Raw genomic sequence first — 19,034 nt, forward strand, 5'->3', positions numbered from 1 at the left:
GGTTTGGAACGTATAGCGGTCATCGACTTTGAAACCACCGGCATCACCCCGAGCAGCCACTGCCGGGCCACGGAAATCGCGGTGGTTATCCTCGAACGCGGCCAGATCGTGGACCGCTACCAGAGCCTGATGAACGCCGGTGTGCGCGTGCCCGGTTTTATCGAGCAACTCACCGGCATCAGCAACGCCATGCTGCGCAGCGCCCCGCCGGCCGAGCGGGTGATGAACGAAGTCAACGAATTCGTCGGCACCACGCCGCTGATGGCGCACAACGCCGCGTTCGACCAGAAGTTCTGGGATTTCGAACTGGGCCTGATCCGCCGCACCCGCCTGCAAAAATTCGCCTGCTCCCTGCTGCTGGCCCGCCGCCTGATGCCGGCTGCGCCCAACCACAAGCTCGGCACGCTCAACGCCTACGCGAAACTGCCCCACACCGGCCAGGCTCACCGCGCGCTGGCGGATGCGGAAATGGCCGCCAACCTCACGGCGCACCTGGCCCAGGAACTGCGGCGTACCCATGGCTTGCGCGAACTGTCCCACGACCTGCTGTGCACCCTGCAGAAAGTGCCGGCGGCGAAGATCAATGAGCATCTGAAGAAACATCGCGGGTTCTGATAGAACAACGCCGTTCAAAAAAATGTGGGAGGGGCTTGCTCCCGATGGCGGTAGATCAGCCACCATTTTTGCCATTGGTTTCCAACTGCCCCAACGGCACCCGCCGCTCTATCGCGCTCGACAAAATGATCGAGGTCTTGCTGAACCCGAACTTCGCCAGCCGATTGATCAGGTTCTCCAACTCCGGCATCGAGCCCACCGCCGCTTGCATGATCACGCACGGATCGCCCGTCACCCGGTGGCATTCGGTCAGTTCCGGGATTTCGGCCAGTGCGTCATACACCTTCTGGTTGCCATGGTTGGTCAGCCGCAGTTCGATCACGCACTGAATCGGCAAGCCGACTTTCGAAAAATCCACCTTGGCCTGGTACCCGGTGATCACCCCGCTGGCTTCCAGCTTGGCCACCCGTTCGGCCACGGCAGGGGCGGAGAGGTTTACCGTGCGGGCCAGTTGCGCGTAGGAGGCGCGGCCGTCTTCGAGCAGGGCGCTGAGGAGCATGCGGTCGTATTTGTCCATGATAAGGCTCTACTCGGGGATGGCTTTCGAAAACACGATTTATAGCCTTCATAACCATGCTTTGGAAAGTGTACTGGCGGTTTAAACAGGTTTTGTAACTTATGTTTAACGACCTGCCTTTTTAGAATAAGCCTCTCTTATCTCTGCCTTCGAGCCGCCCAATGCCTGGCACACGTCGCTTTCCCTTACCGTTGATCGCCGCCTTTTTTGCACTGTATGTGATCTGGGGTTCCACCTACCTGGTGATTCGCATCGGCGTGGACTACTGGCCGCCGTTGCTGCTGGCGGGGATTCGATTCTGCACAGCGGGTGCGCTGATGTATGGCTACCTCAGATGGCGCGGGGTGCCAGCGCCGACGTGGCCACAATGGAAGGCCGCCGGGATGATCGGCATTTTGCTGCTCACCTTCGGTAATGGCGGCGTCACGTTGGCCGAACATGCGGGCGTGTCGTCTGGCGTGGCTGCCCTGGCGGTGGCGACCGTGCCGCTGTTCACCTTGCTGTGCGGGTTTTTCTGGGGGGCGCGAAATACGCGGCTGGAATGGGCCGGGGTGATCCTGGGGATTGTGGGCATCGCCATGCTCAACATGGGCAGCACCCTGCAATCGAGCCCGGTGGGCGCCGCCTTGTTGTTGTTCGCGGCGGCATCGTGGGCATTCGGGTCCGTGTGGAGTCGGCAGTTGCCGCTGCCCCAGGGCGCGATGGCCAGCGCTGCGGAAATGCTGGTGGCGGGCGTGACATTGTTGATCGGCAGCGCGCTTTCCGGTGAGCACCTGCAGGCCATGCCGCCGCTGGAGGGTTGGCTGGCGCTGGCCTACCTGACGGTGTTCGGCTCGATCATCGCCTTCAACGCCTATATGTACCTGCTCAAGCACGTACGCCCGGCAGCTGCGACCAGCTATGCCTACGTCAACCCCGCCGTCGCGGTGTTGCTGGGGATTGTGTTCATCGGCGAGACCATCGGTCTGGAAGAGGCCCTGGCCATGCTGGTGATTATCAGCGCCGTGCTGTTGATCAGCCTGCCCCAGTGGCGAAAGCCCAAGCCGGAAATAAGGTAAACTGCCGCGCATTACGCCCTTGCGCTGAATTTTTCCTACGGTAACTACATGACTTTCGCCACACTTGGCCTGATCGAACCCTTGCTGCGCGCCCTTGAGACGCTCGGCTACCAGACCCCGACGCCGGTGCAGGCGCAAGCCATTCCGGCGGTGCTCGCCGGTCGCGACCTGATGGCCGCGGCCCAGACCGGCACCGGCAAGACCGCCGGTTTCGCCGTGCCGCTGCTGCAACTGCTGACCCTGGAAGGGCCGAAAGTCGCCGCCAACTCGGCGCGCGCGCTGATCCTGTGCCCGACCCGCGAGCTGGCCGAGCAGGTTCACGCCAGCGTTGCCGAATACGCCCAGCACCTGCCGCTCACCACCTACGCGGTGTACGGCGGCGTGAGCATCAACCCGCAGATGATGAAGCTGCGCAAGGGCGTCGATATCCTGGTCGCCACGCCGGGCCGCCTGATCGACCTGTTCCGCCAGAACGCGCTGAAACTCAACCAGCTGCAAACCCTGGTGCTGGACGAAGCCGACCGCATGCTCGACCTGGGCTTCTCCGAAGAACTGGCGAACATCTATCGCATGCTGCCGAAAAAGCGCCAGACGTTATTGTTCTCCGCGACCTTCTCCGATGACATTCGCCTGCTGGCCGGGCAGATGCTCAACGACCCGCTGAGCATCGAAGTCAGCCCGCGTAACGTCGCCGCCAACACCGTCAAGCAATGGGTCGTGCCGGTGGACAAGAAGCGCAAGGCGGAGCTGTTTGTGCACCTGATGCGCAAAGGCCGCTGGAAGCAGGTGCTGGTGTTCGCCAAGACCCGTAACGGCGTGGATGCGCTGGTGGATAAATTGCAGGGCCTGGGCATCAACGCCGACGGCATCCATGGCGACAAGCCGCAAGCCACACGCCAACGCGCGCTGGACCGTTTCAAATCGAGCGAAGTGCAGATCCTGGTCGCCACCGACGTAGCGGCCCGTGGCCTGGATATCGAAGACCTGCCGCTGGTGGTCAACTTCGACCTGCCGATCGTGGCCGAGGACTACATCCACCGTATCGGCCGGACCGGTCGCGCGGGTAACACCGGTGAGGCGATTTCCCTGGTGTGCGCCGATGAAGTCAACATGCTGTCGGCCATCGAGATGCTGACCCGCCAGACCTTGACCCGCAAGATGGAACAGGACTTCGAGCCGGAACACCGCGTGCCGGATACCGATGCCAGCGGCCAGGTGGTGAAGAAGCCGAAAAAACCGAAGAAGCCCAAGGTGTCCGGTGGTGGCGGTGGTAAACGCAACCTCGGTAAGTGGGTGGACAGTGGTGACGTGGCGCCGGTGGAGCCTTCGATCAAGCCGGTGCGCAAGGTGCCGGTGTTTAATACCGGGCCGCGTAAGAAGAAGTGATTTTGCGGTGTGGCTGATGGCCTCATCGGGGGCAAGTCGAATCGTCGCACCGCCCCTCCCACATTTTGATTTGTGAATACATTCAAACTGTGGGAGGGGGCTTGCCCCCGATGGCGGCTTTGAATTCACCGCAGATCTCAGCGGTTGAGCCACTCCAACATCCCCCGCCCAGCCGCTCTGCCACTGGCAAAACACCCCGTCAGCAAATACCCCCCGGTCGGCGCTTCCCAGTCCAGCATCTCCCCCGCACAAAACACCCCCGGCAATTGCTTGAGCATCAGCCGCTCATCCAACGCCTCAAAGGGCACGCCGCCTGCGGTGCTGATGGCTTCATCCATCGGCCGTGTCTTCACCACTGTCAGCGGCAACGCCTTGATAGCCCCCGCCAACTGCGCCGGGTCGTTGAAGTGTTCGGCGGGTGCCAACTCGCGCAACAGCGCCGCCTTGACCCCATCGAGGCCCAATTGACTGTGCAAATGCTTGCTCATCGAGCGTGAACCGCGTGGCTTGGTCAAGGCGGCCTGGACCTTGTCCAATGACTTGCTCGGCAGCAAATCGATATGCACCGTCGCCGAGCCATTCCGGTTGATCGCCTCACGAATCGGCGCCGACAGCGCGTAGATCAAACTGCCCTCGATACCGGTGGCGGTGATCACGCATTCGCCGAGTCGCGGCTTGTCATCCCCCAGCCCAATGGCGACGTTTTTCAACGGCGCGCCGGCGAATTTGCTGACCATCAAGTCGCTCCAGGCCGACACCTCGAAGCCGCAATTGCTGGGTTGCAGTGCCACGTAAGGCACGCCTTTATCCTCCAGCAGCTTGAGCCAGGCGCCGTCGGAACCCAGGCGCGACCAACTGCCGCCGCCCAAGGCCAAGAGCACGGCATCGCTGTGGACAACTTTTTCGCCGTCCGGGCTGTGGATAAGTAAATCACCCTCGGCATTCCAGCCCTCCCAACGGTGCCGGGTGTGGATAACCACACCCTGGTCGCGCAGGCGTTTGAGCCAGGCACGTAATAGCGGGGCGGCTTTCATATCGGTAGGAAATACACGACCGGAGGTGCCGACAAAGGTTTGAATACCCAGGCCATGAATCCATTCGCACAACGCTTCGGCACCAAACCCACGCAGCAACGGTGCCATTTGCGAGGCTCGCTCGGCGTAGCGCGACAGGAACGCGGGGTACGCTTCGGAGTGGGTGATGTTCATGCCGCCCACGCCGGCCAGCAGGAATTTGCGCCCCACCGAAGGCATGCCGTCGTACAGGTCTACTCGCACCCCGGCCAGGCTCAAGACTTCGGCGGCCATCAGCCCGGCAGGGCCGCCGCCGATGATGGAGACGTGTCGAGAGGAAATATCGGACATGGGCAGGGCTACGATCGCGGAAATAAGCCGAGCATTCTACCCGAGGCGCGCGGCGCTGCCTGATCAAAAAATGTACAGCTTCCTACAGGCTAGACGGATACGGGCTCTTAGACGCTTACGCTCAAGTTATCCACAGGCCGTTCCACAGGCATTGTGGGTAACGCCCACACTTCAATGACACCCTGATGACGTCCACACCCGCTGTGCGCTGTGGTGCAGGATGCCGTGGCGGCGGGCCAGGGCGGGGCGATCCTTGCTGTAGCCGCCACCGATCACGCCCATCACCGGGATGTCGCGGCCCAGGCAATGGCGCATCACGCTTTCATCGCGGGCGGCCACGCCTGCGTCTGTCAGCTTGAGGTAACCGAGGGCGTCATCCTTGTGCACATCGACGCCGGCATCGTACAACACCAGGTCCGGCTGGTAGAGCGGCAGCAGGTAGCTGAGGGCATCGTCCACCACCTGCAGGTAGTCGGTATCTCCCATGCCCATGGGCAGCGGGATGTCCCAATCGCTCTGGGCTTTGCGCGCAGGGAAGTTCTTTTCGCAGTGCAGGGACACAGTGATCGCCTCCGGCGTGTCGTGGAGGATGCGCGCGGTGCCGTCGCCCTGGTGCACATCGCAGTCGAAGATCAGCACGCGGTTGACCCGGCCGCTGGCCAGCAGGTAATGGCTGATCACCGCCAGGTCATTGAAGATGCAAAAGCCCGCCGGGTAGTCGTAGTGGGCGTGGTGGGTACCGCCCGCCAGGTGGCAGGCCAGGCCATGTTCCAGCGCCTGCTCCGCCGCCAGGATCGAGCCGCCGACCGCGCGCACGGTGCGCCGGGCCAGGGCTTCGCTCCAGGGCAGGCCAAGGCGCCGTTGGTCCTCGCGGGACAACTCGCCGCTCATGTAGCGTTCGATATACCCAGGTTCATGGGCGAGGGCCAGAATCTCCGGTGGGCACAGCGACGGGCGCAGCAATTGGCTGTCTTCGGTCAGGCCGCTGGCCACCAGGTGGTCACGCAGCAGGCGGAACTTGTCCATGGGGAACCGGTGGTCTGCCGGGAACTCAGGGCTGTAGTCATCGTGGTAGATCAATGGCAAAGGCATGGGATTTTCTGACGGGGATCTGCGAAGGATCTTAACAGCGCTGTACACTCACGCACATGGCAAGGGGAGGGGACCCATGGAGGAGATATTGCAATTGGAAAGCGCGCGCCTGGTCATGCGCCAATGGCGCGATGCCGACCTGACGGAATTTGCGCGCATGTGTGCCGACCCGCAGGTGATGCGCTATTTCCCGGCCAGATTGAGCCACCTGGAAAGCGCCGCCCTGATCGGCCGGATTCGCGGCCACTTCGCCGAATACGGTTTTGGCCTGTGGGCCCTGCAACGCAAGGACACCGGTGAGTTCATCGGCCTGACCGGGTTGCAGAACGTCAGCTTCGAAGCGGGCTTTACCCCCGCTGTGGAAATCGGCTGGCGCCTGGCCCGTGAGCATTGGGGCCTGGGTTATGCCAGCGAGGCGGCCTGGACCGCGCTGCGCTGTGGTTTCGACCGTCTGCAGTTGGACGAAATCGTCGCCTTCACCACTCAAGCCAATCTGCCATCACAAAAAGTCATGCAGGCCATCGGTATGCATTACGATCCCCAGGCAGATTTTGCACACCCCAAGGTCGCAGCCGATGACCCGCTGTGCCCCCACGTTTTGTACCGCATCACCCGCGCCCAATGGTTGGACACGCTGCACGGATAAGCAGCCCGGAATGCCCTCTCGATTGTTGTAGGAGTTGCTCTATGAGCCAAGTATTGGAAGATCTGGTGGACTTGCTGACCCTGGAGCCGATCGAGGAAAACCTCTTTCGCGGCCGCAGCCAGGACCTGGGTTTTCGCCAACTGTTCGGTGGCCAGGTGCTCGGCCAGTCGCTGTCGGCCGCCAGCCAGACCGTCGAAGAAGCGCGACATGTGCATTCCCTGCATGGCTATTTCCTGCGCCCCGGCGATGCGAAGTTGCCGGTGGTGTATTCGGTGGACCGTGTACGCGATGGCGGCAGTTTCAGCACGCGCCGCGTGACGGCGATTCAGAAGGGCCACCCGATCTTTACCTGCAGCGCTTCGTTCCAGTACGACGAGGCCGGCTTCGAGCACCAGACCACCATGCCCGTGGTGGTCGGCCCGGAAAACCTGCCGTCGGAGCTGGAACTGACCCAGCAGCGCGCGCACCTGATCCCCGAGCATATGCGCGACAAGCTGCTGTGCCCCAAGCCCATCGAAGTGCGCCCGGTCACCGAAAAAGACCCGTTCAACCCGCAGCCGTCCGACCCGGTCAAGTACGTGTGGTTTCGCGCCGATGGTGCCCTGGCGGATACGCCGGCGCTGCACAAATACCTGCTGGCCTACGCCTCGGACTTCGGCCTGCTGACCACCTCGTTGCTGCCCCACGGCAAGACTGTGTGGCAGAAAGACATGCAGGTCGCCAGCCTCGACCACGCGTTGTGGTTCCACGCCGACCTGCGTGCCGATGACTGGTTGCTGTATGCCATGGACAGCCCATGGGCCGGCAATTCCCGTGGGTTCTCCCGTGGCAGCGTGTACAACCGCGCCGGGCAACTGGTGGCGTCGGTGACCCAGGAAGGCTTGATTCGCCATCGCAAGGATTGGGCATGAGCCTGACGGACATTAAGCACTGGGTGTTCGACATGGACGGCACCCTGACGGTCGCGGTGCATGACTTTGCGGCGATTCGCGTGGCCCTGGACATTCCCCCCGAGGACGACATCCTCACCCACCTCGCCGCTTTGCCTGCGGACATCGCAGCGGCCAAGCATGCCTGGTTGCTCGAACATGAGCGCGAGCTGGCGCTGGGCTCGGTCGCGGCGGACGGTGCGGTGGAACTGGTGCGCGAGCTGGCCGGTCGCGGTTATCGCCTGGGCATTTTGACTCGCAATGCGCGGGAGTTGGCGCATATCACCCTGGAGGCGATCGGCCTGGCGGACTGCTTTGCCGTGGACCATGTGCTGGGGCGCGACGATGCGCCGCCCAAGCCGGATCCGGGTGGGTTGTTGAAATTGGCGGCGGCGTGGGATGTATCGCCGAGCGAGATGGTGATGGTCGGCGATTACCGTTTTGACCTGGACTGCGGCCGGGCGGCAGGGGCGCGGACGGTGTTGGTCAACCTGCCGGAGAACCCGTGGCCGGAGCTGGCGGATTGGCATGCTGCAGACTGCGCTGCATTGCGCCGAATGATCCAGCTCCCACATTTTGAGACTGTTTCGTCAGGTATTACTGAGTGAACAGTACCTTCTGGCCCTCGGGCGAAGTAAACATCCCATCCCCGTCATGCCCCACCCCCGGCACTTCCACCAGCGTCTGGCGCAACTGCGGATGGCGCTGCTTGAGGTAGTCAAAGTAGTTGTGCCCGCGAATCAGCCGATACGCGCCCTGGGTCTCGGCTTCGCAGCTTTTATCCAGCGCCGGGTGGTTCGGGTCGGTGTCTTGCTGGCCCAGTAGGTAAGTGATGTTACGTGACACGTAGCCCTGCTCAAGCTGCTCGGCGCTTTGGCCGTTGGCGTAGGCCGGCAGGTTCTGCATGCCGTACTTCCAGGTGTTGAAGCCCGGGCAACTGGCGGTCTCGAACTTCACCGGCCGCTGTGGGCTGAAGTAGGCATAGGACGAGGGGTTGGCCACCACATAACGCAGGCGGATGCCCTCGGTTTGCAGGGCCGGATGCGCGTGGCCGGTGAGGGCGAAGCGCTGCACCACCTGGCCACCGCCGGAGTGACCGGCGATCACGATTTCCTTCAGCGCCGGGAACAGCGTGCGGTTGCCCAGGTGCTTGATGATCTGGTCGAGGGCGCCGAAAGAGCTGATCTGGCCCGGGCCGGTCGAGGCGTCGCCGGCCATCCAGTCATTGCCCTTCCAGCGCAGCACCTGGTTGCCCAGGTGGTTGCGCTTCATGTCGGACCCGTTCAGAAACTGCGGCGCGATTACCAGGGTGTTGGCGGCGACCCCGGCGTGTTCGGCGGCATCGATTCCGCTTTGCAGGTAGGTCTGCGCATTGCGCAGGCGCCCGTGCACGATGATCAACGCGCGGGTGACGTCGGGCAGTGGCTGGCGCCAGTCCTGGCTCAGGCCGAGGCTGAGATCGCCGGCCTCCAGATGAAAACGCTCGGAACTGACCATCTTGACGCCATGCTCGGCGGCCCAGGCGGATGATGAGATGAGCAACAGGCCCAACAGCAGTCCCAATCGTTGATTCATTTATAGGCTCTTGGCAGCGAACGTGTCGCATTGAGTGATCTGGCCCTGGGCGAAGCCGGTCTTGAACCAGCGTACCCGCTGTGCCGAGGTGCCGTGGGTAAACGAGTCCGGCACCACGCGGCCCTGGCCCTGCTGCTGCAAACGGTCATCGCCGATGGCGTTCGCGGCGTTCAGTGCTTCTTCAATGTCGCCAGGCTCCAGCCAGTTCAGGCGCTTTTGCGCACGGTTGGCCCACACACCGGCGAAGCAGTCGGCTTGCAGCTCCTGGCGCACCAGCAGGCCACCGTCACCTTGCATTTGTCGGCCTTGCTGGCGTGCGGCCTGGATCTTCGACGAAATGCCCAGCAATGTTTGTACGTGGTGCCCGACTTCGTGGGCGATCACATAGGCCTGGGCGAAATCGCCGGCCGCCTGGAAGCGTTGGGACATTTCCCGGAAGAAATCCAGGTCCAGATAGACCTGCTGATCAGCCGGGCAATAGAACGGACCGCTGGCCGAGGTGGCGCCACCGCAGGCGGAATTGACCCGGCCACGGAACAGAATCAGCTTCGGGTTCTTGTAGGCCAGGCCGTTTTCCTGGAACACCTGGCCCCAGGTGTCTTCGGTATCGCCCAGCACCGCGCGTACGAAGTCGGCCTGCTCATCGTTGGCCGGCGGTGCCTGGCGTGACTGCGTGCTCACCGAGGGTGCCTGTTCCATCTGGCCGGTCAACTGGCCGAGGATCTGCATCGGGTCCTGGCCGGTCAGCCAGCCGATGCCGACGATCAGCACAATCGCGGTCAGGCTCAGGCCCTTGCCGCCGCCAAAACGCATCCCGCCACCGCCGCCACTGTCATCGCGTGCATCCACCACGTTGTCGCTGCGTCGGCCTTTTTTCCATAGCATGGGGCAATCCTCTGTGTGCTAACCGTGATTGAGTATGGTCGGTATTAACGGCAATAGCCTTCGCCGGTGGCGACGATCAGGCAGTCTTTTTTATCCGCCAGCCATTTCAGCCCGGTCGCTTCTCCGTCGCCGGCGCGCAGCAATTGGGGGCCGTCCGGACGGGTGAAGGCGATGCCGTCTTCGGCCGCTTCACCCTTGAAGGTGCCCGAGTCGTCGGCGTCGAGGCCGTATTGCATGGTCAGGAGGTAATGGCCACGGCCGACGCTGTCGTCCTTGGCGATGGTCAGGTACAGGCCTTCGACGCCGATCCATTTGCCGACCCATTTATCCGTGGGCGGGGTTTCGGGCACCAGGGTGGCCTGCACGGAAGGCGGTGCGGGTTTGGGCGCTGGCGTGGACGCCTGGTCGCAGGCGGTCAGCAGGGCAAGGGCAGAAAGAACAAAGAGGAATTTTTTCATCGCGGCAAGGCCTTGGTTAAAAAGTATGCAATGCGCAGGCTAAGGTGCTGCGTTGGACTCGAATCCAGTGATTTAGTGCGCTGTTCGCCCGCTGTTTGGTTATGCTCTTGGGGCAGGCGCCAGCCCGGCTGCTAGATTACCGGGTTGAGCGCTGCTTCGTTCAGTGCTCAGCGTTCCGCTCGCCACGCAAGAGAATTCCATGACTGTCAGCACCCCCCTATCCGGCGTCAACCATCCCTTCAAAGGCATTTTGCTGATCGTGTTGGCGACATTCCTGTTCTCCAGCCACGATGCCTTGTCCAAGTACCTGGCCGGGTTTTACCCGATCGTGATGGTGGTGTGGGCGCGCTACGTGGTGCACACCTTGCTGATGGCCGGGATTTTCCTGCCGCAATCGGGTTTGCGGGTGCTGCGCAGTAAACGACCGGGGATGCAGGTGGTGCGGGCCTTGTGCCTGTTGGGTACCAGCCTGTTTTTCACCACGGCGTTGCATTACATCCCGTTGGCGGAAGCCACCGCGGTGAACTTCCTTGCACCGATCCTGGTAACGGCACTGTCGGTGCCGCTGCTTGGCGAACACGTGACACGCGGCCAATGGCTGGCGGTGATCTGCGGGTTTGTCGGCGTGCTGGTGATCATTCACCCAGGCGGTGAGTTGTTTACGCCGGCGGTGTTGCTGCCGCTGTGTTCGGCGCTGTTCTTCTGCTTCTACCAACTGCTCACGCGCATCCTCAGCCAATACGACACGCCCACCACCAGCAACTTCTTCGCCGGGCTGTGCAATACCTTGGTGATGAGTGCGATGGTGCCGTTCTTCTGGCAGGTGCCCACGCTGTGGCACGGGGTGTTGATGCTGGCGCTGGGCACCTGTGGGATGACTGCCCACTTGATGCTGACCCAGGCGTTCCGCTTCGCGGCACCGGCCTTGCTGGCGCCGTTCGGCTATTGCCAGATCGTCTTCGCGGGGTTGTTGGGCTGGCTGGTGTTCAACCATACCCCCGATGTGACCACGGTGGTCGGCATCGGGGTGATCTGCATGAGCGGTCTGGCCGCTGCCTGGCAGCAGCGGCGCAGGTGATCAGGCGTCTACGGTCGGAATCTTGCGCGGTGCCATGAAGTACATCCAGGTCAGCGCAATGAAGTACATCGCCGGGATCAGGGTGAACAACACGGTGTAGTTGTTGTTGGTGACGGTGAGGATGTGGCCGACGATCTGGGTCATGAACATGCCGCCGATGGCCGCGCACATGCCGCCGAAACCGAACACCGTGCTCATCATGTGCTTGGGCGTGTAGTCCATCACCAGGCTCCAGATGTTGGCGGTCCACGCCTGGTGCGCACCGATGGCCAGGGAGATGGCAAACACCGCGACCCACAGCTGGCTGGAGCCGGCCGCCATGATCACGCCGACGATGCAGCAGGCAAACAGCAGCATCGACAGCAACCGCGCCTTGATCGAGTTCATCCCACGGCCGATCAGGAACGACGACAGAATCCCCCCGCCCACACTGCCGAAGTCGGCGGTCAGATAGATGATGATCAGCGGGATACCCATCTGGGTCACGTTGATACCCAGGTTGTACTGCTGGTTCAGGAACGGCGGCAGCCAATACAGGTAGAACCAGAACACCGGTGCGGTAAGTGCATAGGCAATGGCGAAGGCCCAGGTGCCGCGCATGCGCAGGATGCGGCTGAAGGGGACGCCGGGTTGTTCCGGTTCGACTTGCTGTTGCACGTACTCCAGTTCGGATTGTTTAACGCTCGGATGGTCTTCCGGGTTGTAGTACTTCAAGCCCCAGAACACCAGCCAGATCGCGCCCAGCGACGCCATGCACAGGAACGCCGCCTGCCAGCCCCACACGTGCAGGATCAGCGGCAGCAGCATCGGCGTCATCATCGCGCCAACGTTGGTACCGGCGTTGAAGATACCGGTGGCCACCGCACGCTCACCGGCGGGGAACCACAGGCGCGTGGTCTTCACGCAGGCCGGGTAGTTGGCGGCTTCGGTCAGCCCGAGGATAAAGCGGCAAACCATAAAACCGACCGCCGAAGTGGCCAGGCCATGGGCACCGGTGGCCAGGCTCCACAACAGTACGGCGCAGAAGAACACGCGCTTGACGCCCACGCGGTCGATCAGGCGGCCTTGCAGCACAAAGCCGATGGCGTAGCCGACCTGGAACCAGAAGTTGATATTGGCGTAGTCCATCGCCGTCCAGCTCATTTCCTTGGCCAGGATCGGTTGCATCACGCCCAGGGCGGCGCGGTCGATGTAGTTGAGGGTGGTGGCAAAGAACACCAGGGCCAGCATGCCCCAGCGGGTTTTACCTACGGCGAGGGCGCCGCGGATCTTGTCGCCGATGCCGGCGTGCGGGGTGCCCGGGCGCGCGGCCAGGGCGGAGTTTTGCGAAGGCATGTGGTTGTACCCGTTTTTTGAAATTTTTATGAGGTGTTGTGGGTCTTCTTTTGGGTGTCGCTGCGTGATTGATGGTGCGCAGTGGCTAAAAAATCGTCAATTCGCCAAAGAGGCTTAGTGTTCGATAATCGCACCAAAAACTAACCGGTTCGTACATTTTAATTGCTGCGGGTAGCCTGGGGGCGAATAATTTGCCACAAACAACAATTGCCGGGAGTCGTCCATGCAACGTTCCATCGCCACCGTGTCCTTGAGCGGTACCCTGCCGGAAAAGCTCGAAGCCATTGCTGCCGCCGGGTTCGATGGGGTCGAGATCTTCGAAAACGACTTGTTGTATTACGACGGCAGCCCCCGTGAGGTCAGGCAGATGTGCGCCGACCTCGGCATTGCCATCACCTTGTTCCAGCCGTTTCGCGACTTTGAAGGCTGCCGCCGCGATCGCCTGGCGCGCAACCTGGAGCGCGCCGAGCGCAAGTTCGACCTGATGCAGGAACTGGGCACCGACCTGGTGCTGGTGTGCAGTAACGCGTCGGCCGATTGCGTCGGGGATGAACGCATCCTGCTCGACGACCTCGGCCTGTTGGCCGAACACGCCGGCCGTCGCGGCCTGCGCATTGGTTATGAGGCGTTGGCCTGGGGCAAGCATGTGAACACCTGGCAGCAGGTGTGGAACCTGGTGCGCCAGGTCGATCACCCGAGCCTTGGGGTGTTGCTCGACAGTTTCCACACGCTGTCGCTCAAGGGCGACCCGAGCGCCATCGCGCAGATCCCCGGCGACAAGATCTTCTTTGTGCAAATGGCCGACGCGCCGATCCTGGCCATGGATGTGCTGGAGTGGAGCCGGCATTTTCGCTGCTTCCCCGGCCAGGGTGAATTCGACCTGGCGGGGTTCCTCGCGCCGATCATCAAGAGCGGCTACACCGGGCCGTTGTCCCTGGAAATTTTCAACGATGGCTTCCGCGCCGCGCCAACCCGCGCGAATGCGGCGGATGGCCTGCGCTCCCTGCTGTACCTGGAAGAGAAAACCCGCGAGCGCCTGCAACAGGAGGCGCCCGCGCAACCTGTCGAGATTCTATTTGATACCCCGGCGGCCAGCGAATACGACGGTATTGAGTTCCTTGAGTTCGCCGTGGATGAAAACCTCGGCGCCAAGCTCACCCATTGGCTGGAGCGCCTGGGTTTCGTCAAGGCCGGCCAGCACCGCTCCAAGAGCGTGAGCCTATTGCGCCAGGGCGACATCAACCTGATCCTCAACTGCGAGCCCTATTCCTTCGCCCATAACTTTTTCGAAGCCCATGGACCGTCGTTGTGCGCCACGGCGATTCGGGTCAAGGACAGCGCCAAGGCGCTGGAACGGGCGGTGGCTTATAAAGGCCAGCCCTATCGCGGCCTGGTCGGGCCCAACGAGCTGGAGCTGGCGGCGGTGCGTGCGCCGGATGGCAGCCTGATTTACCTGGTGGATCAGAGTGAGGGGGGGATCTACGACACCGATTTCAATCTGCAAGCGTCCAGCGCTGCTGGCGGTGGTTTGCTGCGCATCGACCACATGGCCATGGCCTTGCCGGCCGACAGCCTCGACAGCTGGGTGCTGTTCTACAAGAGCCTGCTGGATTTCGAAGCCGATGACGAAGTGGTGCTGCCCGACCCTTACGGCCTGGTGAAAAGCCGTGCGCTGCGCAGCCGTTGCAGCTCGATTCGCTTGCCGCTGAATATTTCCGAGAACCGCAACACCGCGATTTCCCACGCGCTGTCGAGCTATCGCGGCTCGGGTGTGCATCACATTGCCTTTGACTGCGCGGATATTTTTGCCGAAGTGCGCCGTGCCAAGGAGGCCGGGGTGCCGCTGCTGGATATTCCGCTCAACTACTACGATGACCTGGCCGCGCGCTTTGATTTCGATGATGAGTTCCTCAGCGAACTGGCGTACTACAACGTGTTGTACGACCGTGACGCCCAGGGCGGTGAGTTGTTTCATGTGTACACCGAGCCCTTCGAAGGACGGTTTTTCTTCGAGATCATCCAACGCAAGAACGGTTACGCCGGCTACGGCGCGGCCAACGTAGCGGTGCGCCTGGCGGCGATGGCCAAATCCCGCAGCGGCGCGGTGCGTCAGGCGCGTTTATAACGGTGGGCCAGGTGCTTCCTTCGTAGGACGCCTCGGCCCATAATCGCGGCCTGCACAATAAAAATGGCCGTGAGCGCACCATGACCTCAAGTCCCGAACTCCCCGCGGTGTCAGACGCACCGCGCAAGAGTCGTAAGAACAACCCGGAAAAGACCCGCGAGAACATTCTCCAGGAAGCCATCGTCGAGTTTGTTCAGCAGGGCCTGTCCGGCGCTCGCGTGGATGCCATCGCCGAGCGTATCCATACCTCCAAGCGCATGATCTATTACTACTTCGGCAGCAAGGAGCAGTTGTACGTCGAGGTGCTGGAGAAGCTCTACGGCGATATTCGCAACACCGAAACGCGCATGAACCTCACCGCCCTGGAACCGCGTGAGGCGATTCGGCGGCTGGTGGAGTTTACCTTCGATCACCACGATCAGAACGTCGATTTCGTGCGTATCGTCAGCATCGAAAATATCCACAATGCCGAGTACGTGAAACGCACCGAAACCATCAAGGCGATGAACAGCAAAATCCTCGAGGGGCTGGGCGTGACCTTGCGCCGGGGCGCCGAGATGGGGCTGTTCCGTGAAGGGCTGGAACCGTTGGACGTGCACCTGCTGATCAACTCATTCAGCTTTTACCGGGTGTCCAACCGCCATACGTTCAGTGAGATCTTTCAGATCGACCTGTCGGATGAGGCGGTTAAACAGCGGCATCGGGAGATGATTTGCGAATCGGTGCTGCGCTACCTGCAGGCCTGAGTACACCGCCTGACCCAATGGGGGAGGGCGCTTGCCCCCCTTCCACTTTTCAGGTGTTCATGCTCTTGAAGTGCGCGAGCATCCGCTGCGCATCCGGCGCCTCACCGCTGAACAACTCAAACGCCTTTACCGCCTGGAACACCGCCATGTTGCCGCCATCCAGGGTGCGGCAGCCCAAGGCGCGGGCATCGCGCAGCAGTTCGGTTTCCAGCGGGAAATACACAATTTCAGCCACCCACAGTTCGGTTCTCAGCAGGGCCGCTGGCACCGGTGTGCCGGGCAGCTTGGCCATGCCCATGGGCGTGGTGTTGACCAGGCCATCGGCCTCGGCCATGGCGTTCTCAAGGTGGGTGCCGACCTGGGCGCGACCGGTGCCGAAACGCTGGGCGAGGTTATCCACAAGGTCGCGGGCGCGGCTGGCGTCCACGTCGAAAATACTCAAGTGTTCGACACCTTCCGCCAATAGCGCATGCGCCACTGCGGCACCGGCGCCACCCGCACCCATTTGCACCACGCGTTGGCGCGGCACATCGTTGAGGTTGCGGCGAAAGCCCTCGGCAAACCCCAGGCAGTCGGTGTTATGGCCGATACGCTTGCCGTCCTTGAATACCACGGTGTTGACCGCTCCGATGCCTCGGGCCTCGTCGGACAAATCATCGAGCAACGGCAGGATTGCCTGCTTGCACGGGTAGGTAATGTTCAACCCGGTGAAGTGCATCAACTCGGCAGCCTCCAGCAGGTCGGGCAGGGCGTTGATGTCCAGGTGCAGGGGCTCAAGGTCAATCAGGCGATACAGGTAGCGCAAGCCTTGGGCGTCGCCTTCCTGCTCATGCAAGGCGGGGGTGCGGGAGGCCTGGATGCCGGCGCCGATCAGGCCGGCGAGGATGCGCGGTTTCATCGGGCCGACCCCTTCAACAACTGGCTGAAATGTTCCAGGGCCAAGTGGTAGCCATGGCTGCCAAACCCCGCGAGCACCGCCTTGGCGATGGGCGACACAAACGAGTGATGCCGAAACGCCTCGCGCGCATGCACATTGGATAAGTGCACCTCGATCACCGGCACTTCACTCGCCACCAGGGCATCGCGAATCGCCACCGAGGTGTGGGTCCACGCTGCCGGATTGATCACGATACCGGCGCAGCGGGCGCGAGCGCCGTGGATCCAGTCCAGCAGTTCGCCTTCGTGGTTGGTCTGGCGGAATTCGATTTTAAGCCCCAGTTGTTCGGCGCTGCGGCCGCACAGGGCAGCGACGTCGGCCAGGGTTTCATGGCCGTAGGTGGCGGGTTCGCGGGTGCCGAGCAGGTTGAGGTTGGGGCCGTTGAGCACCAGCACGATGGGCGGCATACGGGGGATCTCCACAGTTCTTGTTGGTTGTGGGAATAAAATGTACTGGTTGGTTAATTTGGTCAATTGATGGGGGAAGATGTGTTCGATTACCGAACCGTTAATCAGGCGTGTCCTGGGCTCGAATCGGATTAGATATCAATTGAAAATCATTCTCGACAACGCTTAAGATGCCCGCCTGTTTCCTTTACATTCCAGGGAGTCGGTTTGTCGGACGTGGATCTCAAAGGCCTGTTTCTCAAGCACGCCGATACCCTGCGCGGGTATCTGGCGCGCAAGGTACGGGACCCGCAGTTGGCGGCCGACCTCGTGCAGGAGAGCTTCCTGCGCCTGGCGGAAAAACCCGCCGGCGAGCGTATCGACAACTCCCAGGGCTATCTCTATCGAACGGCGAGCAATCTGCTGATCGACCATATTCGCCAGGAAGCGCGGCGCAAGACAGACTCCGTGCCCCATGAGGCGCTGGCCGAGATTGAAGATGAAGTGGCCGGGTTGGAGGCTCAGGCAATGGCGCAGCAACAGCGACAGGCATTGAAGCAGGCGTTGGCGGAATTGCCGGAACGCACCCAGCAGATCTTCCGTCTGAACCGTATAGAGGGCATGACCCACGCCCAGGTCGCCCGGCATTTGGATATCTCCGACAGCTCCGTGCAAAAGCACCTGGCCAAGGCGCTGGCGTATGTGATGCAGCGCTTGCAGGATGGCGAGGTGGAGCCAGCCGACGAATGAATTACGGGAAAACCTCAGCTCAGACGTCACAGCGTCATATAACGAAAAATTCGAGATTCACACGTGAATAGCCAGGGTCCGCAACAGCACAGCATTACCGAGGAGGCCGCCGAGTGGGCGGTGCGCCTGCACGCCGGTGCCCTGACCGACCAGGAGCAGGCCGAGCTGCGCCAGTGGATCGCCTGCGACAGCCGCCACGAAGCGGCGCTGCGCTTTGCCGAACAGACCTGGGCGGCGTTGGGCGAGGTGCATAAGGACGAGAGCGTTCACCGCCAGCGCCCCGCGACTGCAGCGCTGCCCGTGCGTCGCTCCCTGCGGCGCAGGCCTTGGCAACGTGCGGCGGCGGTCGCGCTGGTCGTGGTGGTGGCCGGCGTCGGCTGGCTGCGCGGGCCGGACGCCTGGCTGCGCATGCAGGCCGACTATGTCACCCAAAAGGGCGAGGTGCGCACCGTACACTTGGCCGATGGCAGCACGGTGGAGCTGGATTCCGCCAGTGCCATCCGCCTGGATTACGACGGCGTGCAGCGGCGTATCAGCCTGATCCAGGGCTCGGCGATTTTTGATGTGGCGCCGATGGTGGGTCAGGAGACCCGTCCGTTCGTGGTGCAGAGCGCCGGCGGGCAGACGCGGGCGTTGGGCACGCGGTTTGTGGTGGAGCGCGAGGCCGACCGCCGTGCTTGGGTGGGCGTGTTGCAGCACAGCGTCGAAGTGTCTTTGCACGCCTCGCCGAAAAAAGGCCCCAGCGATCGGGTGCTCCAGGAGGGCCAGGCTGCGCGCTACAACGCCCAGGAGGGTGTGGTGCCCCTGGATCAATTCGATGTAGACCGTGCCACCAGTTGGCGACGCGGCGTGCTGATCTTTGATCGCCAGCCCCTGGCCAAGGTCATTGAGCAGCTCAATCGCTACCGTCCGGGGCGGGTGGTGTTGACCCATTCCGATTTGGGCGAGCGCGAAGTCAGCGGCGTCTTCCGTCTCGACATGCTCGACAGCGCGCTCGGAACGCTCACCCAGGAACTTCAAGTGCAACGCTTGGACCTGGCAGGCCTCAGCCTGATCTATTGATGACCCGGTGGGAGGCCTGCTCTCACCCGCTTAAACCCCCCTGCGCAAAAACTTTTTAAAAAACCTTACTGACTTCCTGCGCCTCGTACG

At 62.2% G+C, this 19,034-nt stretch carries 20 protein-coding genes; 11 read left to right on the forward strand and 9 right to left on the reverse strand.

Annotated elements, in window-relative coordinates:
* Positions 1-3: 3 nt before the first annotated feature.
* Positions 4-615: a 3'-5' exonuclease gene (locus tag BM416_RS14300; protein ID WP_065924992.1), complete on the forward strand. Its 612-nt coding sequence runs from the start codon at positions 4-6 to the stop codon at positions 613-615.
* 55 nt (positions 616-670) lie between these two features.
* Here BM416_RS14300 and BM416_RS14305 read toward each other — a convergent pair whose 3' ends face one another.
* On the reverse strand, positions 671-1,132 hold the full coding sequence (locus BM416_RS14305) for an Lrp/AsnC family transcriptional regulator (RefSeq protein WP_092488480.1): 462 nt from the start codon (positions 1,130-1,132) through the stop codon (positions 671-673).
* 161 nt (positions 1,133-1,293) lie between these two features.
* On the opposite strand from BM416_RS14305, the gene yedA reads away from it, so the two are divergent.
* Entirely contained in the window at positions 1,294-2,190 is an 897-nt protein-coding gene (gene yedA, locus BM416_RS14310; protein WP_065938338.1) for a drug/metabolite exporter YedA, read from the forward strand.
* A 48-nt stretch (positions 2,191-2,238) separates the two neighbouring features.
* Positions 2,239-3,576, forward strand: coding sequence for an RNA helicase RhlE1 (locus BM416_RS14315; protein WP_092488481.1), 1,338 nt, complete (start codon positions 2,239-2,241; stop codon positions 3,574-3,576).
* Between the two features lie 137 nt (positions 3,577-3,713).
* Here BM416_RS14315 and BM416_RS14320 read toward each other — a convergent pair whose 3' ends face one another.
* Together BM416_RS14320 and BM416_RS14325 are read right to left on the reverse strand one after the other, a co-directional pair.
* Entirely contained in the window at positions 3,714-4,940 is a 1,227-nt protein-coding gene (locus tag BM416_RS14320) for a TIGR03862 family flavoprotein (protein WP_092488482.1), read from the reverse strand.
* Positions 4,941-5,111: 171 nt separating this feature from the next.
* Positions 5,112-6,032 carry a histone deacetylase family protein gene (locus BM416_RS14325; RefSeq protein WP_092488483.1) on the reverse strand — a complete coding sequence of 307 codons (921 nt, stop codon included), beginning with the start codon at positions 6,030-6,032 and terminating at the stop codon, positions 5,112-5,114.
* A gap of 76 nt (positions 6,033-6,108) precedes the next feature.
* On the opposite strand from BM416_RS14325, the gene BM416_RS14330 reads away from it, so the two are divergent.
* Genes BM416_RS14330 through BM416_RS14340 form a run of 3 tightly spaced genes read left to right on the forward strand, consistent with a single transcriptional unit; the run spans position 6,109 to position 8,215 of the window.
* Complete coding sequence (locus tag BM416_RS14330) at positions 6,109-6,678, forward strand: GNAT family N-acetyltransferase (RefSeq protein ID WP_092488484.1); 570 nt, start codon at positions 6,109-6,111, stop codon at positions 6,676-6,678.
* A 41-nt stretch (positions 6,679-6,719) separates the two neighbouring features.
* Positions 6,720-7,589, forward strand: a complete 870-nt coding sequence (gene tesB, locus BM416_RS14335) for an acyl-CoA thioesterase II (protein WP_027605282.1) — start codon at positions 6,720-6,722, stop codon at positions 7,587-7,589.
* The gene (locus tag BM416_RS14340; RefSeq protein ID WP_092488485.1) at positions 7,586-8,215 is read left to right on the forward strand and encodes an HAD family hydrolase; all 630 of its coding nucleotides are present in this window, start codon (positions 7,586-7,588) and stop codon (positions 8,213-8,215) included. Before tesB ends, BM416_RS14340 begins: the two co-directional genes overlap by 4 nt.
* On the opposite strand, the gene BM416_RS14345 is transcribed toward BM416_RS14340, so the two are convergent.
* Genes BM416_RS14345 through BM416_RS14355 form a run of 3 tightly spaced genes read right to left on the reverse strand, consistent with a single transcriptional unit; the run spans position 8,205 to position 10,525 of the window.
* A complete protein-coding gene (locus BM416_RS14345; protein WP_092488486.1) occupies positions 8,205-9,182 on the reverse strand; it encodes a hypothetical protein in 978 nt (325 codons plus the stop codon). The two genes, BM416_RS14340 and BM416_RS14345, sit on opposite strands and share 11 nt — an antisense overlap.
* Entirely contained in the window at positions 9,183-10,067 is an 885-nt protein-coding gene (locus BM416_RS14350; protein ID WP_092488487.1) for a KPN_02809 family neutral zinc metallopeptidase, read from the reverse strand.
* A 44-nt stretch (positions 10,068-10,111) separates the two neighbouring features.
* Entirely contained in the window at positions 10,112-10,525 is a 414-nt protein-coding gene (locus tag BM416_RS14355) for a lipoprotein (RefSeq protein WP_092488488.1), read from the reverse strand.
* A gap of 199 nt (positions 10,526-10,724) precedes the next feature.
* Here BM416_RS14355 and BM416_RS14360 point away from each other — a divergent pair, with 199 nt between their 5' ends.
* On the forward strand, positions 10,725-11,603 hold the full coding sequence (locus BM416_RS14360) for a DMT family transporter (RefSeq protein ID WP_027605286.1): 879 nt from the start codon (positions 10,725-10,727) through the stop codon (positions 11,601-11,603).
* Here BM416_RS14360 and BM416_RS14365 read toward each other — a convergent pair whose 3' ends face one another.
* Positions 11,604-12,938 carry an MFS transporter gene (locus BM416_RS14365; protein WP_092488489.1) on the reverse strand — a complete coding sequence of 445 codons (1,335 nt, stop codon included), beginning with the start codon at positions 12,936-12,938 and terminating at the stop codon, positions 11,604-11,606.
* A 223-nt stretch (positions 12,939-13,161) separates the two neighbouring features.
* Between BM416_RS14365 and quiC the strand changes: the two genes are divergently transcribed.
* Positions 13,162-15,063, forward strand: coding sequence for a 3-dehydroshikimate dehydratase QuiC (gene quiC, locus BM416_RS14370; RefSeq protein WP_027605288.1), 1,902 nt, complete (start codon positions 13,162-13,164; stop codon positions 15,061-15,063).
* 80 nt (positions 15,064-15,143) lie between these two features.
* Positions 15,144-15,809, forward strand: a complete 666-nt coding sequence (locus BM416_RS14375) for a TetR/AcrR family transcriptional regulator (protein ID WP_027605289.1) — start codon at positions 15,144-15,146, stop codon at positions 15,807-15,809.
* 49 nt (positions 15,810-15,858) lie between these two features.
* On the opposite strand, the gene BM416_RS14380 is transcribed toward BM416_RS14375, so the two are convergent.
* A complete protein-coding gene (locus BM416_RS14380; protein WP_092488490.1) occupies positions 15,859-16,707 on the reverse strand; it encodes a shikimate dehydrogenase in 849 nt (282 codons plus the stop codon).
* Positions 16,704-17,153 carry a type II 3-dehydroquinate dehydratase gene (aroQ, locus tag BM416_RS14385; RefSeq protein ID WP_010206717.1) on the reverse strand — a complete coding sequence of 150 codons (450 nt, stop codon included), beginning with the start codon at positions 17,151-17,153 and terminating at the stop codon, positions 16,704-16,706. Before aroQ ends, BM416_RS14380 begins: the two co-directional genes overlap by 4 nt.
* Before the next feature lie 207 nt (positions 17,154-17,360).
* On the opposite strand from aroQ, the gene BM416_RS14390 reads away from it, so the two are divergent.
* Positions 17,361-17,882, forward strand: coding sequence for an RNA polymerase sigma factor (locus BM416_RS14390; RefSeq protein ID WP_065925006.1), 522 nt, complete (start codon positions 17,361-17,363; stop codon positions 17,880-17,882).
* A 63-nt stretch (positions 17,883-17,945) separates the two neighbouring features.
* Positions 17,946-18,944, forward strand: coding sequence for a FecR family protein (locus BM416_RS14395; RefSeq protein ID WP_092488491.1), 999 nt, complete (start codon positions 17,946-17,948; stop codon positions 18,942-18,944).
* The last annotated feature ends 90 nt before the right edge of the window (positions 18,945-19,034 follow it).

The organism is Pseudomonas sp. NFACC42-2, assembly GCF_900116055.1.
In the GTDB taxonomy this organism is placed as follows: Bacteria; Pseudomonadota; Gammaproteobacteria; order Pseudomonadales; family Pseudomonadaceae; genus Aquipseudomonas; species Aquipseudomonas marginalis.

Coding starts and splice junctions, on each gene's coding strand:
- BM416_RS14305 (WP_092488480.1), bottom strand. CDS start 1,132: ATGGACAAATACGACCGCATGCTCCTCAGCGCCCTGCTCGAAGACGGC.
- yedA (WP_065938338.1), top strand. CDS start 1,294: ATGCCTGGCACACGTCGCTTTCCCTTACCGTTGATCGCCGCCTTTTTT.
- BM416_RS14315 (WP_092488481.1), top strand. CDS start 2,239: ATGACTTTCGCCACACTTGGCCTGATCGAACCCTTGCTGCGCGCCCTT.
- BM416_RS14320 (WP_092488482.1), bottom strand. CDS start 4,940: ATGTCCGATATTTCCTCTCGACACGTCTCCATCATCGGCGGCGGCCCT.
- BM416_RS14325 (WP_092488483.1), bottom strand. CDS start 6,032: ATGCCTTTGCCATTGATCTACCACGATGACTACAGCCCTGAGTTCCCG.
- BM416_RS14330 (WP_092488484.1), top strand. CDS start 6,109: ATGGAGGAGATATTGCAATTGGAAAGCGCGCGCCTGGTCATGCGCCAA.
- tesB (WP_027605282.1), top strand. CDS start 6,720: ATGAGCCAAGTATTGGAAGATCTGGTGGACTTGCTGACCCTGGAGCCG.
- BM416_RS14340 (WP_092488485.1), top strand. CDS start 7,586: ATGAGCCTGACGGACATTAAGCACTGGGTGTTCGACATGGACGGCACC.
- BM416_RS14345 (WP_092488486.1), bottom strand. CDS start 9,182: ATGAATCAACGATTGGGACTGCTGTTGGGCCTGTTGCTCATCTCATCA.
- BM416_RS14350 (WP_092488487.1), bottom strand. CDS start 10,067: ATGCTATGGAAAAAAGGCCGACGCAGCGACAACGTGGTGGATGCACGC.
- BM416_RS14355 (WP_092488488.1), bottom strand. CDS start 10,525: ATGAAAAAATTCCTCTTTGTTCTTTCTGCCCTTGCCCTGCTGACCGCC.
- BM416_RS14360 (WP_027605286.1), top strand. CDS start 10,725: ATGACTGTCAGCACCCCCCTATCCGGCGTCAACCATCCCTTCAAAGGC.
- BM416_RS14365 (WP_092488489.1), bottom strand. CDS start 12,938: ATGCCTTCGCAAAACTCCGCCCTGGCCGCGCGCCCGGGCACCCCGCAC.
- quiC (WP_027605288.1), top strand. CDS start 13,162: ATGCAACGTTCCATCGCCACCGTGTCCTTGAGCGGTACCCTGCCGGAA.
- BM416_RS14375 (WP_027605289.1), top strand. CDS start 15,144: ATGACCTCAAGTCCCGAACTCCCCGCGGTGTCAGACGCACCGCGCAAG.
- BM416_RS14380 (WP_092488490.1), bottom strand. CDS start 16,707: ATGAAACCGCGCATCCTCGCCGGCCTGATCGGCGCCGGCATCCAGGCC.
- aroQ (WP_010206717.1), bottom strand. CDS start 17,153: ATGCCGCCCATCGTGCTGGTGCTCAACGGCCCCAACCTCAACCTGCTC.